This window comes from Roseibium sp. MMSF_3247, assembly GCF_030733765.1.
In the GTDB taxonomy this organism is placed as follows: Bacteria; Pseudomonadota; Alphaproteobacteria; order Rhizobiales; family Stappiaceae; genus Roseibium.
Window position 1 is genome coordinate 215,136 of sequence record NZ_JASHII010000006.1, and the last position, 14,252, is coordinate 229,387.

The following is a 14,252-nucleotide window of genomic DNA, read 5'->3' on the forward strand; positions in this document are numbered from 1 at the left end:
TCGCATGACAGACCCGATTGGGCAAGACCAGTCTTGGCTGTCATGCGGCAAATGGAGAGAGGGTTCAGCCCTTGGCCAGATCTTTCAGCCAGCGGCGCGCCTGTTTGCGCACATTCACCGGCGATGTGCCGCCATAGCTCACCCGGCTGCGGACCGACTTGTCGACCGACAGTACCGAAAAGACCTCTTGGGTGATCTTCGGTTCAACACCCTGCATCTCTTCCAAAGAAACCTTATGCAGTTCGATGCCTTTGCTGACCGCAATCGCAACAATCGCGCCGGTCACATGGTGGGCGTCCCGGAACGGCAGACCCAGAACCCGCACGAGCCAGTCCGCCAGATCGGTTGCCGTGGAATAACCGGAGCCGGCGGCCCTTTTCATGGCCTTCGTAACTGGTTCCAGATCGCGCATCATGCCGGTCATTGCCGCCAGAGCGAGGGAGATGCTGGCAAGCCCGTCAAAAGCCTGTTCCTTATCTTCCTGCATGTCCTTGGAATAAGCCAACGGAAGACCCTTCATCATAACGAGAAGCGCCTGCAATGACCCATAGATCCGGCCGGTCTTGGCGCGCACCAGTTCGGCGGCATCCGGGTTCTTCTTCTGCGGCATGATCGAAGAGCCGGTCGAGAACTTGTCGGACAGCTTCACGAAGCCGAACTGAGCCGAGCACCAAACTACGATTTCTTCCGCCAGCCGCGACAAATGCATGGCTGTCAGGGACGCTGCGCTCAGTGCTTCAATGACAAAGTCCCGATCGGAAACAGCATCAAGCGAGTTTGCGGTCGGACGATCGAAACCAAGCGCTTCGGCCGTCATTTTCCGGTCGATCGGAAAGGACGTTCCAGCAAGAGCAGCGGATCCGAGAGGGCATTCGTTCATGCGCTTTCGCGCATCCCGGACACGGCCGCGATCCCTGGCGAACATCTCGACATAAGCCAGCAGATGATGACCAAAAGTGACCGGTTGAGCAGATTGCAGGTGCGTGAACCCGGGCATGACGTCACCGGCGTGGATCTCCGCCTTTTCGGCCAAAACCTGCATCAGTTCCGTCAGCTGAGCGTCAAGCGTGTCAAGCGTGTGGCGGACCCAAAGCCGGAAATCGGTGGCAACCTGGTCGTTGCGCGAGCGTGCCGTGTGCAAACGGCCGGCCGCCGGACCAATCAGCTCCGCCAAACGGGCTTCGATATTCATATGAATATCTTCCAAGCCCCGCGAAAACTTGAACGCGCCGTTTTCGATCTCTGACAGGATTGTGTCTAGACCTTGAACGATCTTGTCGGCATCGTCCCGCGTCACAATGTCTTTTTCCGCGAGCATGCGCACATGGGCTTTTGAGCCATCAATGTCTTGCTTATATAGCTTCTTGTCGTAGTCGATGGAGGCGTTGATTTCCTCCATGATGGCGTCCGGTCCCTCAGCGAACCGGCCTCCCCACATGCGATTGCTCATGTCCTGTCCTTTGAAAGGCGCCCCTTGCGAGGTGTGAACGAATGACGAAGCCAACCGAACCTGCCAAGTCCTCCAATCGGAAACTCTATGCCGCCGGGCTTGCAGGTGCAGTGGCTGCTGTAGCGGCTCTATACGTGATCAACGGCCAAAATGGCAATATTGGCAGCGGCGAAAGCTGTTCGGCCGCCCTTGTTTCTGCAGAAGCGGTGGCCCCGCATGCCAAGGGAGAGGTCGCGGCCTTCCTTCCGGCCAGTCAGCCGCTGGACCTCAGCAACCTGACGTTCCTGGGCCCGGATGACCAGCCCATCACGATGGCGGACTTTGAGGGCCGGACTGTGCTTATGAACCTATGGGCCACATGGTGTGCACCTTGCCGTAAGGAAATGCCCGCCTTGGATGAGCTGCAGGCCGAGCTCGGTAACGCGGATTTTGAAGTGGTGGCGGTCAATCTTGACCGCGGCGGTCCTGAAAAGCCAAAAGCGTTTTTGGAAGAAATCGGGGTCGGCAACCTGGCTTATTACCACGATGCCAAAAATGGTCTGTTGAAGGACTTGCGGAAAGTCGCCCGTGCCACGGGGCTTCCAACAACAATCCTCATCAGCCCTGATGGCTGTGAAGTTGGGACCATGTACGGTCCGGCGGAATGGGCCTCTGGCGAGGCCAAGGCCTTGATCAATGCGTCCATGACAAAACCGGAGGCGTGATCCGCCACCGGTCTGACCAACTGATCATATTGGCGGGGTGTGGATCCCGCCTGTTTCTTTAAACAGTGATGTCGACAGCTTCGCCGAGGCCTGGAATCTGCCGCTGTTCACGGCGGTCCTGCTCGTCTGTTGCCTGTGACTCTTCCAACTGCTGCGCAACCTGACGCTCTTGTTCGTTCTGATCACGAACCGCGTTGGTTGCCAGTTCACTGCGGACAGCGGCAGCGCTGTAGGCTGCAGATGAAGAGGTGCTGTCTGATACACTCGCCATATCGGATCTCCTTTGGCGTTGTATGGGCGAACGCTCTGCGTTCTAAACTGTTATGTCCACAACATCGCCGACCCCTGGGCCGGCATCTGTCTGCGCGCGCTGCTCGATTTGTTCAGCGACCCGGGCAAGACTTTCGGCCCGGTTTGAACTGAAATCCGCCTGCCGCTGCACTGTCTCTGCGACGACTGCAGACTGCCGCGCGTTGATTTGTTGTGCCTGCTGCGCAAGCTGGTCGCCTCTCGGCACCGCCAGCGAAGGCTGGAATGCCGGGGACGCCCCATATCCAATTCCTTCTGGCATGACGGCACCGTTCGTTACGTAAAACACAACAACTCATATTGTGCCGAAGTCAGAGAAAATAAAGTAAATACAACAAGTTACTTGGCTTGAAGCCTTATGAAAGCCTACTAAAGTCAAGACAAATTGATTAAAATTTTAGCTATCAGATTTAAGTTACTGACTTGATTTGCATTTATCAGAAGCCGTGCTGCCGACACGTGTCAGGAAATAAGGAACTCAAGAACCGCAACCGGCATGGTTCCGAATCCGAATGGGGAGTTTCTTCAGAAATGTTAAGGAATGACCGCTGACGCGCGGACAAGGCTGCAATGAAGAACTGATCAGGCGCTGACGTCCACCTGGGTTCCAAGACCCGGGGGCGGGGCGGCGGCCTGAAGGCTCTCAGCACCCTGCTGGAGAAGTGCCACAAGATTGGCGTCTTGCTGGGCTGCCATCTTCATCATTTCAGCCTGAAGCGCCTGGCCGGTTTGGGCCTGGGTCATGGCTACAAATGTGTTGGCGATCCCAACGCTGTCCATCTCGGTCTCCTAGTTATAGGCAAACACTAACCGCGCCGCCTTAAACACACGTTAACAAAAACTTACGGCATTTTTCCGAGTTTAATTTTTAGAAAGCGCCTTGCGCTGCACTTTGCCCGACGGTGTGCGCGGCAGTTCAGAAATGATTCGGTAAACCTTTGGACGTTTGTAGTCCGCCAACCGGTCGACCGCAAAAGCAGCAAGATCAGTTTCATCGAAACTGTCCGGGTCCGCGGGAACAACAAAAGCAGTGATCAAGTCGACCCCGGACCCGGAGGAAACCGTTGTTACGGCAACTTCAGAAACTGCCGGATGCGCGACCAAGGTGCGTTCCACTTCTTCCGGCGCAACGCGATAGCCAAACGCATTCATGAGGTCGTCGGCCCGGCCCTCATACCAGTAGTAGCCATCTGCATCGGCCCGCGCCCGGTCACCCGTCAGGAACCAATCGCCTCGGAAAGCGGCCTGTGTTTCTTCTAACCGGTTCCAGTACCCGAGCATCAAACCGGGTTCATCCCGGTGAACCGCCAAAAGGCCGGCCGTATCCGGCCTCGCAAACTCCTCGCTTTCTACAGTTTCATCGAGGATCGCAACCTTCCGGCCGGATTGAGGCCGCCCGGGCGAACCAGGCTTCACTGGCACGATTGGGCTGCTGGAGAGGTAGGTGGAGATTTCGCTCATGCCCAGCGCTTCATAAAGCTCGCGTCCGGTGCGCGCCTTCCAAGTGTGATAGAGCTCTGCAGGAAGAGCTTCTCCGGCAGTCAGGCCATGACGCAAGTTTGGAAAAGATCCTTCTGAAACCTCACCGTACTTCAGGATCCGCCGATAAAGGCTGGGCACCGCAGCAAACAGCGTCGCATTGCTCGCAGTCAGAATTTCGGGCCAGACTTGAGGATCGCGCGGGCCGTCATAAACGACGCTGGTCGCGCCATTGGCCCATGGATCCATCAGCCCGACACCGAGCGTGTAGGTCCAGTTGAAGGCACCGGCGTGGAGCAAGCGGTCGTCAGCATGAATGCCATACCAGCCGAGATACATCGGCGCCCGGGCAACAGCAGCCCTTTGCGCGTGGAGGACACCTTTCGGAGTTCCGCTGGTGCCTGACGTGTAGATCAGAAACGCGGGGTCATCAGCAGCTGTATTTTCAAATTCTCCGGGATCAGATTGTTTGAGCTGAGCGATCCCCTCTGGGCCAATGACCCGCGCGGGCCCAGACGGCGGCAAGGCCGTTTTGCCGTCATGGACAACAACTGCAGCACCAGAGTCAGAGAGAATTGTATCCGTTTCGGTGCTCGTGAGCAGCGCAGAGGTCGGAACCGGAACGAGGCCAGCTGCAATAGACCCGAAAAAGAGCAGCGGAAAGTCACTGGAGTGTCCGATACGCAAGAGAACGCGGTCGCCACGCTCAAAGCCCTCAAGCCTCAAGCCATTGGCAACCGAGAGGATTGATCGCGTCAGATCCGCGTAAGTCCAGATTTCCAGACGCTCGCCCGCAGTACCGATGACTTCCAAAGCGATCTTGTCCAGATCGGAACTGGCGTTGGTCAGACAATAGCGGGCGAGATTCACGACAACGGAACCGGTTAGCGGGTCGGGACAGGAACCTCACCGCGGTAGTCGTAGAAACCGCGCTGCGTCTTGCGGCCAAGCCAACCAGCTTCGACATACTTTACGAGAAGCGGACACGGACGGTACTTGGTGTCGGCAAGACCTTCATAAAGCACCTGCATGATCGACAAGCAGGTGTCGAGACCGATGAAATCCGCCAGTTGCAGGGGGCCCATGGGATGGTTGGCACCAAGTTTCATAGCCTTGTCGATGGATTCAACCGAGCCGACACCCTCGTAAAGCGTATAGATCGCCTCGTTGATCATCGGCAACAGGATGCGGTTGACCATAAAGGCCGGAAAGTCTTCAGCAACAGCGATCTGCTTGCCCAACCGATCGCAGAACTTCTTGGACGCTTCAAACGTTTCGTCTTCGGTCGCGATACCGCGAACAAGCTCCACCAGTTCCATGATCGGCACCGGATTCATGAAGTGAATTCCGATAAACCGCTCTGGACGGTCGGTTGTCGCCGCCAGGCGCGTGATGGAAATCGAGGATGTATTGGTCGCGAGAATCGCTTCCGGTTTCAGGATCGGGCAGAGCTGGGAGAAAATCTTGCGTTTGACCTGCTCGTTCTCGACAGCCGATTCAATCACCAGATCCGCATCGCTCAGAAGATCTACATCCTCGGCAGGCTTCAGGCGGGCCAGAGCGCCCGTGCGCTCTTCTTCAGTGATGATCGACTTGGATACCTGACGGGCCATATTGCCGTTGATTGATGCCAGGCCGGATTCGATGCGCTCCATGGAAATATCGCTCAATCCCACTTCGTAGCCGGCCAGCGCACACACATGTGCGATCCCGCTGCCCATCTGACCCGCGCCAATCACGCCGATTTTCTTGATTTCGACTGCCATCTGAATATCCGATCTGAATAAAATGCCCGACTGGGCTTATTGCCGTTATTTTTGGCAAGTCTTTCGCCGAACAGCAAGAACCCCGGGGCGAAAACTGACATTCACCCCGGGGTCCGTGATCAATTTGCCGCAGGTCTTATTCGACTGACGCCTTCAATTCCGGCAGAACGTCAAACAAGTCGGCGACCAGGCCGTAATCCGCGACCTGGAAGATCGGGGCTTCTTCGTCCTTGTTGATCGCAACGATCACCTTGGAATCCTTCATGCCGGCAAGGTGCTGGATCGCACCGGAGATGCCGCAGGCAATGTAAAGATCCGGAGCCACGACCTTACCGGTCTGACCGACCTGCCAGTCGTTCGGGGCATACCCGGCATCAACAGCCGCACGGGATGCACCAACCGCTGCGCCGAGTGCGTCGGCAACCGGCATGATGACTTCCTGGAACTTCTCTTCGGAGCCCAGCGCGCGGCCACCAGAGATGATGATCTTGGCGGACGTCAGTTCCGGACGGTCAGACTTGGAAAGTTCCTCGCCAACGAATTCGGACAAGCCGGAACCCTCTGTGCCAGCAACGGTTTCGATGGCGGCAGAACCGCCTTCTTCAACTGCTGCGAACGTGGATGTCCGCACTGTGATGACTTTTTTCGCATCGCCGGATTTGACAGTTTGGATCGCGTTGCCTGCGTAGATTGGGCGTTCGAAGGTCTCAGCGTCGATCACTGCGGTAACGTCAGAGATCTGCATGACGTCCAGCAGGGCTGCAACGCGCGGCAAGGTGTTTTTGCCGTTTGCGGTTGCCGGAGCAACGATCGCATCATAGTCACCGGCCAGGCCAACAATCAGGTCAGCCATTGGTTCTGCAAGCTGGTGCTCGAGTGCGTCACTTTCAGCAACCAGAACCTTGGCAGCGCCAGAGAGCTTCGCCGCAGCTTCAGCCACAGCCTGAACGCCTTTACCGGCGACCAGAACATGGACGTCGGAGCCAAGAGCCGCAGCAGCGGACATAGCCTTTGATGTCGCATCGTTCAGAGCGCCACCAGCGTGTTCAGCCACAAGAAGTGTTGTCATTTTCTTTCCTCCTGCGACGGTCCTTAAAGGACACCAGCTTCGTTCTTGAGTTTTTCGACCAGTTCGCTCACGGAGCCAACCTTGATACCAGCTTCACGAGCAGCCGGCTCAGCCGTGGTGACAACCGTCAGACGCGGTGTGATGTCGACGCCGTAATCGTCCGGTGTCTTCTCGTCGATCGGCTTCTTTTTTGCCTTCATGATGTTCGGCAACGATGCATAGCGCGGCTCGTTAAGACGCAGATCGGTCGTAACGATCGCAGGCAGCTTCAACTTGACGGTCTGAAGGCCGCCGTCGACTTCGCGGGTCACATCAACAGTGCTGTCACCAAGATCAACCTTGGATGCAAACGTGCCTTGGCTCCAGCCAAGAAGGGCGGAAAGCATTTGGCCGGTCTGGTTGCAGTCATCATCAATTGCCTGCTTGCCAACAATCACAAGGCCCGGCTCTTCGGCTTCAACAATGCCCTTCAGGATCTTGGCAACAGCCAGCGGCTCGGTTGTTTCGTCCGTTTTGACCAGAATGCCGCGGTCGGCACCCATGGCAAGACCGGTACGAAGTGTTTCGGTCGCCTGCTGCGGACCAACGGAAACAACAACAACTTCAGTCGCCTTGCCGGCTTCTTTCAGGCGCAGGGCTTCTTCCACGGAGATTTCGTCAAACGGGTTCATGGACATCTTGACGTTGGCAAGATCCACTCCGGAACCGTCCGCTTTTACGCGAACTTTCACGTTGTAATCGATGACCCGTTTCACGGGTACGAGGATTTTCATTTGGTCTCAACCTCTTGCTGGGCCGGCTTTCACCGCACCGCATTAAAGGGCTTGCGCCCGCCCTGTAACGCTTCGTCACAAACGGCGGAAACAAGCCAACCGTGGCGCATGGCGCGGGACGGTACTGACCTGCGCGGCACCTGTCAATGACAGCAAAAGGGCTAAAGGCGCAATTTGCCGTGCTTTGCAAAAGTTGCGTCGCAAACATGACATTGCGGCAGCGCGGCAAAATGCAGCAGGCGCAGGCAATCAGCGCCATGCAAGTGATTGGAAAAATCAGATCCCGTTGGTTTGTGGAGGGAATTATCTGACACGGGCTCGGCAAAAACCGTGGTCCAGACACCATTTTCATCACGGCACGCAGTTCCGCGAATGGTCATATCCAGGTTCCCGAACCGGGTTTCCCTCAAGTACTGCCGGCACCAATGCCCGCTTTTGCTCTTGTAGGTCTTGATTGGCGTCAGGATTTCCGACCAGTCTCCATCCTGTCCGATCGCGACCGGTTCTCCACTGACCTTTGTTTCCAAGGCCTCCTGAACCGTCTGAGCAAGGGCAAGACGTTCCGTCTCCATATGGACCGCAAGCGAGGCCACGACCTGATCCATCCGGGACTGCATCCAGAAATTCGTGACGGCAAACGTTCCGGCCACCAAAACAAGGGAGGCCGCAAGATAAACAATGGCGCGGCTCCAGTGCCTGTCAGATCCGGCTTTCGGCGCCCGGCGGTCGAATTCGCGTTCAATGACGCTCTCAATCCTCTTTATGGTGGCATCCGGAACAGACGGCGGCAGCACCTCTTGAAGCAGCGCCTGATCTGCCGCCATTTGCTTCATCATTTCTGCGCTATCGGCGTCAGCCTGAAGACGGATCAGCAATTCATCCCGCGCTTCGGGCGGCATTTCATTGTCTAGGATCAGCCCGATATCCTGGGCTAAGTCCATTTGGCTTTTCTTTTCATCAAACGTCATGACACCACCCCCGTAGATGCCGATTGCGATGCGCCATCCGGTGACTTTCTGGCTTCCAGCCAGTCTCTCAATTTCAACCGTGCGCGGGCCAGCCGGCTTGTGACCGTGCCGATCGGGACCTGCAGCTCTTCGGCAACATCCTTGTAGCTGCGCCCATCTATGGCGATCATCATCAAGACCGTTCTGTTGTCGTCGTCCAACTGCTCGATAAATCGGCGAACCTGTTGCAATTCCAAGCTGGAAACTGCCGCCCGTTGGCCGTCAAACGTGTCGTCATAATCGAACATCGCTTTCTCAAACAGTCTTGCGCGGTTGGCCGTGTCCCGCTGCATGTTGAAATAAAGATTCTGCAGGATCCGGAACATCCAGCTGTCCAGACGGGTTGCCGGATCAAACTGATCCAGCGACCGAATGGCCCGCTCGCACGTTGTTTGCACCAGATCGTCTGCCTGATCCGGATTCCGGCATAGCCGCAGCGCGAAACTTCTCAGTTTCGGTATCAAGCGGATCATGTCCGCTTTCAGTGGTTCATCGGCCAAGAAGTTCTCCGCCACGCCTCTCTCAAACTCTACAACACGGGAGTTAGACTTTTGATCCCGGCTATTTTTTGACTACATTGCAGGAAGGAATGTACCCACTTGAGGGTTCTAGAGGGGAAAGCCGAAACAATCTTCAGATTGTCAGGCGCGCGCAAGCCTTGAAAGACAACGACTACATGGAACACACCCGCCAGACGCCATTGCATGACCGCCTCTCTGCGATGGTCCGACGTCTGCCCGGTGTGGTGGCTGCGGCGCTGGTTTTTTCCTGTGTCTACTTCAGCCCCTTGTTTGACCAGAAAACGACCATCGCCGCAGTCGCGGAATCCGACAGCCGCGGAGGTGGTGACCGGGGCGGCGGTGGCGGTGAAGGCCGTGGCGGCGGCCGCGGTGGCAGCGAGAGGGGTGACCGGGGCGGCGACGACGGCAATGGTCGCGGAGGCGGTGGCCGAGGCGGCAGTGAACGGGGTGGCTCCGACGGAGATAACGACAGCGACAACGACAGTGATGGCGGTCGCGGTGGTAGTGAAAGAGGCGGCAGCGAACGTGGCGGCGGTGAGCGCGGCGGCTCCGATGCAGACAACGACGGCGACAGTGATGGCGATGGCGGCCGCGGTGGCAGCGAAAGAGGCGGTGGCGACCGTGGTGGCAGCGACCGTGGTGGCAGCGATCGCGGCGGGAGCGACCGAGGCGGAAGTGATCGCGGCGGAAATGGCACTGAAAGCGAAGCCCAGAGCGATTCCGGAGATAATGACAACGACGGCGGCAATCGCGGAGGCTCAGATGCGGCTGATGGTGGACGGGCGCCTTCAAATGACAATGACGACGACAATCAGCCGGAGCAATCGCCTGCACCTACTCCTGCCGCACAATCGCCCGCTTCCCAAAGTAGGGGTTTGGTTCCAGGTCGGTCTCGGTTCCAGGGAAACAGCGCGCCTGGCGGCGAACCTTTGTCCGCCAGCGAAGAGAGAGAGGCGATCGACCGGGGGTGGCAATAGCGGGAGAGGTTAAGCGTTGCGAATTCGGGTGGATATAAGGGCGGCACGTATACTCCCGGTCCTAACACTGGTCACAGCTATCAGCGGATGCACAGCCTCGGCGCTTGTCGGGCCGGGTACCGACAGCGGTCTTGCGCGGTCCGATCAAACGATGGCCGAAGCCACGTTTCAAAATGCTCTAGAAACATCCTTGTCGGGAAAAACTAGCTCTTGGCGGAACCAGGAAACCGGCGCCAGCGGATCTGTGACCCCGGTCCGCACATGGAAAACCCGAAGCGGCGTTTATTGTCGGGCCTATCGGGAGAATATCCTGCTCGCATCCGGAACAAGGCGACAAGACAACGGCACGGCATGTCGCAACAAATCCGGCAAATGGCTGCTTGCTTGAGATCCAAGGTGAGGATTTAGGCTCTCGTTCCCGAGTTTAAATCAATCACCGTCACGCGAGATCCCGATCAAACAGCACCACTCCGCGTCGCCTCATGAAAAAGATGAGGATTGCACCTGCCGCCAAACCACCGATATGGGCAATCCAGGCGACTTGACTGTCGATCGATGTCGCGATCTGCACGAACTGATAAATGACCCACGCTCCCAAGATCCAGACCGCACGCAGCCGCAACGGAATACGGCCGAACGCGAGCACCCAGATGCGCACGCGCGGGTGCAGCATCAAATAAGCCGCCACCACACCCGATACGGCACCCGATGCGCCGATCAACGGGATTTCAGAACCTGGATCAAGGGCTGCGTAGGCAAAACCACCGGCAGCTGCACACAAGAGATAGAAGACCAGGTAACCGATATGGCCGACCGCATCTTCCACATTGTCGCCGAACACCCAAAGAAACAGCATGTTGCCCAAGAGATGCATGAAGTCGCCATGCAAGAAGGCGTATGTCACGATCCCGGACCATTCAGGCAGCACCTGGAGATGCGGGGCTAGATCACGCAGGTCGAAGAAGACCGCTGGCACAAGCCCGTAGGAATAGACCGAAGCACTCGCACCTTCAGATATACCGCCGCCTTGTACCACCAGGAAAACCAGCACATTGGCGGCAATCAGCGAAAGATTGACATAAGGCCGCGGGACATGTTTCAGCCGATTGTGATCGTGAAGCGGGAGAAACATGGCTGGCGTCCTGAAATTATGGGCCGATTAGCGGTTTTTACCCGGAACCCATAACACGTCTTCTTCGCCCTTGTTGTTGAGATAACGGGAGGCAACGAAGAAGTAGTCCGACAGACGGTTCATGTATCGTATGCCCGCCTGATTGATGGTTTCACGGTCGGCCAGTTCGACCATCAAGCGTTCAGCACGGCGGGAAACCGTTCTTGCGAGATGCAAATGGGCAGAGGCCGCACTGCCACCCGGCAAAACGAAGGAACGAAGCGGCGAGAGATCTGCGTTTAGTTTATCAATCGCTTCTTCAATTGCCGAAACCTGGCCGTCCGTGATCCGGAGCGGCTCGTAGCCCAGGTCTTGATCGGTTTCCGGTGTGGCAAGATCCGCACCGAGATCAAACAAATCATTCTGGATGCGATTCAGAACAGCGTCGATGTCCGGAACAACGCTTACGGTATGCAACCGGGCCATACCAACGATGGCATTGGTTTCATCAACGGTGCCATAAGCATCGATCCTCAGATCGTATTTCGGCCGGCGCTCGCCGGAACCCAGCGCGGTCGTGCCGTTGTCACCGGTTTTTGTGTAGATCTTGTTCAGTACGACCATGAAATCCCATCCCGCAGAAATGTTCGTGTTTTCAGCTGGCTTGTCAGCCTTTGCCGAAGAAGTAGAGCCCACCCATCACAAGGACAATCACCAGGAACTGCAATCCCACCCGCCAGCGCATTAATTTTTGAGAACGATTGGCAGGACCATTGCGGAACATGTTCAAAAGCCCCGCAAACAGCACAAGCGCCACGGCCGCCATGCCGACAAAAATGAGAATATCATAGATTTGTTCCATCAATTACGTCCTTGTCGTTTCCCGCGTTTCCCTGCACCAGGTTTTTCGGCCGGATCCGGGTTTTATTCTTCGCCATCCGCCGCCCAGATACAGAACCTGTCCAAAACACGTGTCGGCAGGAGCCGTTTTGCAATCGCCATCACCTTTGTCGGGATGGTGACACGGTATCGCGCTTTTGGCCGATGTGACTCTATGGCGTGGATCAGAGGTTTGGTGACTGCGCTTGGCGGCAATTTGAAGGGACCCGGTTCTCCAGCTTCCATCCGGATCCGGCGTTTTTCGTAAGTCTCGCGGTGAACGGACTGCTTGGACCCCTCTTCGCCAATCCACCGGTCAAAGTTTGCGATCGTGTTCTGCGTGAACCTAGTGTCGATCGGCCCGGGCTCAATAAGCGAAACGTGAATCCCTGTGCCCGCAAGCTCCTGGCGCAAGGTGTCGGTGTAAGCCTCGAGCGCAAATTTGGAAGCCGTGTAGGCACCCCGGTATTTGAGCGCCACAAAGCCCAGAACAGACGAACACTGCACAATCCGTCCGGACTTCTGGGCGCGCATTGCGGGAATGATCTGGCGCGTCAAATCGTGCCAGCCGATGAAATTGGCTTCGAAAAGGGCTCTGAGACCATCGGTCGGCAGATCTTCCAGTGCCCCCGGGATTGCGTAGGCGCCATTGTTGAAGATGGCATCCAGCTCGCCGTTTGTGGCTTCCAAAACGGCATCAGCTGTCACACGGATCGAATCCGGATCTTCATAATCGAGCTGAAAGGACTCAAATCCCTCATCCTTCAGGCGTTGAACATCTTCCAGCTTGCGCGCGGTCGCGAAGACGCGCCAATTGCGTCCGCGGAGAAGACGGGCTGATGTTTCGCCAATCCCGGAGGAGCAGCCGGTCATCAAAATGGACCGGTGCTGCGGATAGCTGGAATTTTGATCGTTCATGCAAGCGCTGCCCAGGAAACCTAGCGGAGACGTCATCTCCTATCAGATCGGGTCTCCTGAAAGCAATTTCGGCACTGGACCGGCAAAACCGGATGCCTCCTTGATGAACTGGCTTTTCAGGCTCGGCATCCGGTCAACCAGCCCAAGGCCGAAGTCTCGCGCAGCCCGGAGGATATCAATATCGTTTGAAAACAGACGGTTAAGGACATCCGTCACGACACCCATCTGGAACGTGTCGAACCGGCGCCACCGCTGATAGCGCTCCAGAACGTCAAATGCGCCGATGTCCTGGCCGAGACGGCGGGCATCAATGATGACTTCCGCAAACGCTGCAACATCCTTGAACCCGAGGTTCAGTCCCTGGCCTGCGATGGGATGAATGCCGTGGGCCGAATCACCAATCAGGGCAAACCGCGGTTTCACGAACTCCCGTGCCAACTTCAAACCAAGCGGATAGGCCTGGCGAGGGCCGTCAACTTCCAAAGTCCCAAGGTGATGCCCGAAGCGGCGCTCCAGCTCCAGCTCGAAGGTGAAATCATCGGAGCGGACCAAGCGGTCGGCATCGGACGTCTTTTCTGTCCAGACAAGGGACGAGCGGTTGCCCGGCAGTGGCAGAATGGCAAAGGGTCCGGCGGGAAGAAAGTGTTCTTCGGCGCGGCCGTTGTGCGGACGCTCGTGCTTGATCGTTGTCACAATGCCCGACTGCTTATAGTCCCAATTGACCGTCCGGATGCCTGCAAGGTCCCGCAACTTGGAACGGACACCATCGGCAGCGATCAAAAGGCGGGTTTTCAGAACTTTGCCATCGTTGAGTTCCAGATCCACGTGATCCGGATTGTTCCGGAAGGTCGCGGCACTGTTGGGCGCAAAGAACACTGTTCCGAGCGCTTTGGCTGCTTTGTAGAGCGCAGGCATCATGACACCGTTGGGCATCATGGTCGCAAACGGTTCGCCATCGGTCGCTTCACCGTCAAAGGTCAGAAAAACAGGACGCACCGCATCGCGCAACTTGCTGTCCGTGACGATCATCTCGTTGATCGGCTGGCCTTTATCGGAGATTTTCTCCCAGATGCCGAGCTGGCTCAGCATTCGGGACGCGGCCGCTGCAATGGCGGATGCGCGCGGATCCTTATCGAGCGTGTTCATCGGCTTGGGATCAACAACAGCGCATTTGAGGCCCGGATCCCCTTGTTTCAGCGCGAGCGCCAGCGACAGGCCGACATAGCCGCCGCCTGCGATGACGACATCAAACATCTCGTCGCTCTTTTTGGATCTTGCCATTGCTTACA

18 protein-coding genes are annotated in these 14,252 nt (G+C 57.0%); 3 read left to right on the top strand and 15 right to left on the bottom strand.

Features of this window, described 5'->3' with window-relative positions:
- Positions 1–64: 64 nt before the first annotated feature.
- Positions 65–1,450, bottom strand: a complete 1,386-nt coding sequence (argH, locus tag RBB44_RS19795; protein WP_306149200.1) for an argininosuccinate lyase — start codon at positions 1,448–1,450, stop codon at positions 65–67.
- Positions 1,451–1,491: 41 nt separating this feature from the next.
- Between argH and RBB44_RS19800 the strand changes: the two genes are divergently transcribed.
- Positions 1,492–2,154: a TlpA disulfide reductase family protein gene (locus RBB44_RS19800; protein WP_133952776.1), complete on the top strand. Its 663-nt coding sequence runs from the start codon at positions 1,492–1,494 to the stop codon at positions 2,152–2,154.
- 58 nt (positions 2,155–2,212) lie between these two features.
- Here RBB44_RS19800 and RBB44_RS19805 read toward each other — a convergent pair whose 3' ends face one another.
- The 9 genes from RBB44_RS19805 to RBB44_RS19845 form a co-directional block, all read right to left on the bottom strand.
- Positions 2,213–2,425: a hypothetical protein gene (locus RBB44_RS19805; RefSeq protein WP_008196545.1), complete on the bottom strand. Its 213-nt coding sequence runs from the start codon at positions 2,423–2,425 to the stop codon at positions 2,213–2,215.
- 42 nt (positions 2,426–2,467) lie between these two features.
- On the bottom strand, positions 2,468–2,725 hold the full coding sequence (locus RBB44_RS19810) for a hypothetical protein (RefSeq protein ID WP_133952775.1): 258 nt from the start codon (positions 2,723–2,725) through the stop codon (positions 2,468–2,470).
- A gap of 320 nt (positions 2,726–3,045) precedes the next feature.
- Positions 3,046–3,243: a putative motility protein gene (locus RBB44_RS19815; RefSeq protein WP_055673057.1), complete on the bottom strand. Its 198-nt coding sequence runs from the start codon at positions 3,241–3,243 to the stop codon at positions 3,046–3,048.
- Positions 3,244–3,324: 81 nt separating this feature from the next.
- Positions 3,325–4,812, bottom strand: a complete 1,488-nt coding sequence (locus tag RBB44_RS19820) for an acyl-CoA synthetase (RefSeq protein ID WP_306149199.1) — start codon at positions 4,810–4,812, stop codon at positions 3,325–3,327.
- A 14-nt stretch (positions 4,813–4,826) separates the two neighbouring features.
- Positions 4,827–5,708 carry a 3-hydroxybutyryl-CoA dehydrogenase gene (locus RBB44_RS19825; RefSeq protein ID WP_133952773.1) on the bottom strand — a complete coding sequence of 294 codons (882 nt, stop codon included), beginning with the start codon at positions 5,706–5,708 and terminating at the stop codon, positions 4,827–4,829.
- 136 nt (positions 5,709–5,844) lie between these two features.
- Positions 5,845–6,777, bottom strand: coding sequence for an electron transfer flavoprotein subunit alpha/FixB family protein (locus RBB44_RS19830; RefSeq protein WP_306149198.1), 933 nt, complete (start codon positions 6,775–6,777; stop codon positions 5,845–5,847).
- A gap of 23 nt (positions 6,778–6,800) precedes the next feature.
- Positions 6,801–7,550: an electron transfer flavoprotein subunit beta/FixA family protein gene (locus RBB44_RS19835; protein WP_008197339.1), complete on the bottom strand. Its 750-nt coding sequence runs from the start codon at positions 7,548–7,550 to the stop codon at positions 6,801–6,803.
- A 161-nt stretch (positions 7,551–7,711) separates the two neighbouring features.
- Positions 7,712–8,518, bottom strand: coding sequence for a hypothetical protein (locus tag RBB44_RS19840; RefSeq protein ID WP_306149197.1), 807 nt, complete (start codon positions 8,516–8,518; stop codon positions 7,712–7,714).
- Positions 8,515–9,057: an RNA polymerase sigma factor gene (locus RBB44_RS19845; protein WP_209002679.1), complete on the bottom strand. Its 543-nt coding sequence runs from the start codon at positions 9,055–9,057 to the stop codon at positions 8,515–8,517. The genes RBB44_RS19840 and RBB44_RS19845 overlap by 4 nt, the downstream gene beginning before the upstream one ends.
- Before the next feature lie 89 nt (positions 9,058–9,146).
- Here RBB44_RS19845 and RBB44_RS19850 point away from each other — a divergent pair, with 89 nt between their 5' ends.
- Both RBB44_RS19850 and RBB44_RS25555 read left to right on the top strand, forming a co-directional pair.
- On the top strand, positions 9,147–10,055 hold the full coding sequence (locus RBB44_RS19850; RefSeq protein ID WP_306149196.1) for a hypothetical protein: 909 nt from the start codon (positions 9,147–9,149) through the stop codon (positions 10,053–10,055).
- Positions 10,056–10,083: 28 nt separating this feature from the next.
- Positions 10,084–10,443 (top strand): RT0821/Lpp0805 family surface protein, encoded by a 360-nt coding sequence (locus RBB44_RS25555; RefSeq protein WP_371932284.1) that lies wholly within the window; start codon positions 10,084–10,086, stop codon positions 10,441–10,443.
- 51 nt (positions 10,444–10,494) lie between these two features.
- Here RBB44_RS25555 and RBB44_RS19855 read toward each other — a convergent pair whose 3' ends face one another.
- The 5 genes from RBB44_RS19855 to RBB44_RS19875 form a co-directional block, all read right to left on the bottom strand.
- Positions 10,495–11,187: a rhomboid family intramembrane serine protease gene (locus RBB44_RS19855; protein ID WP_306149195.1), complete on the bottom strand. Its 693-nt coding sequence runs from the start codon at positions 11,185–11,187 to the stop codon at positions 10,495–10,497.
- Between the two features lie 27 nt (positions 11,188–11,214).
- Positions 11,215–11,790, bottom strand: a complete 576-nt coding sequence (locus RBB44_RS19860; protein WP_306149194.1) for a cob(I)yrinic acid a,c-diamide adenosyltransferase — start codon at positions 11,788–11,790, stop codon at positions 11,215–11,217.
- Between the two features lie 43 nt (positions 11,791–11,833).
- Entirely contained in the window at positions 11,834–12,028 is a 195-nt protein-coding gene (locus RBB44_RS19865; RefSeq protein WP_008191614.1) for a twin transmembrane helix small protein, read from the bottom strand.
- Between the two features lie 62 nt (positions 12,029–12,090).
- On the bottom strand, positions 12,091–12,963 hold the full coding sequence (locus RBB44_RS19870; protein ID WP_306149193.1) for an SDR family oxidoreductase: 873 nt from the start codon (positions 12,961–12,963) through the stop codon (positions 12,091–12,093).
- A 42-nt stretch (positions 12,964–13,005) separates the two neighbouring features.
- A complete protein-coding gene (locus RBB44_RS19875; protein WP_306149192.1) occupies positions 13,006–14,244 on the bottom strand; it encodes a ubiquinone biosynthesis hydroxylase in 1,239 nt (412 codons plus the stop codon).
- Positions 14,245–14,252 lie beyond the last annotated feature (8 nt).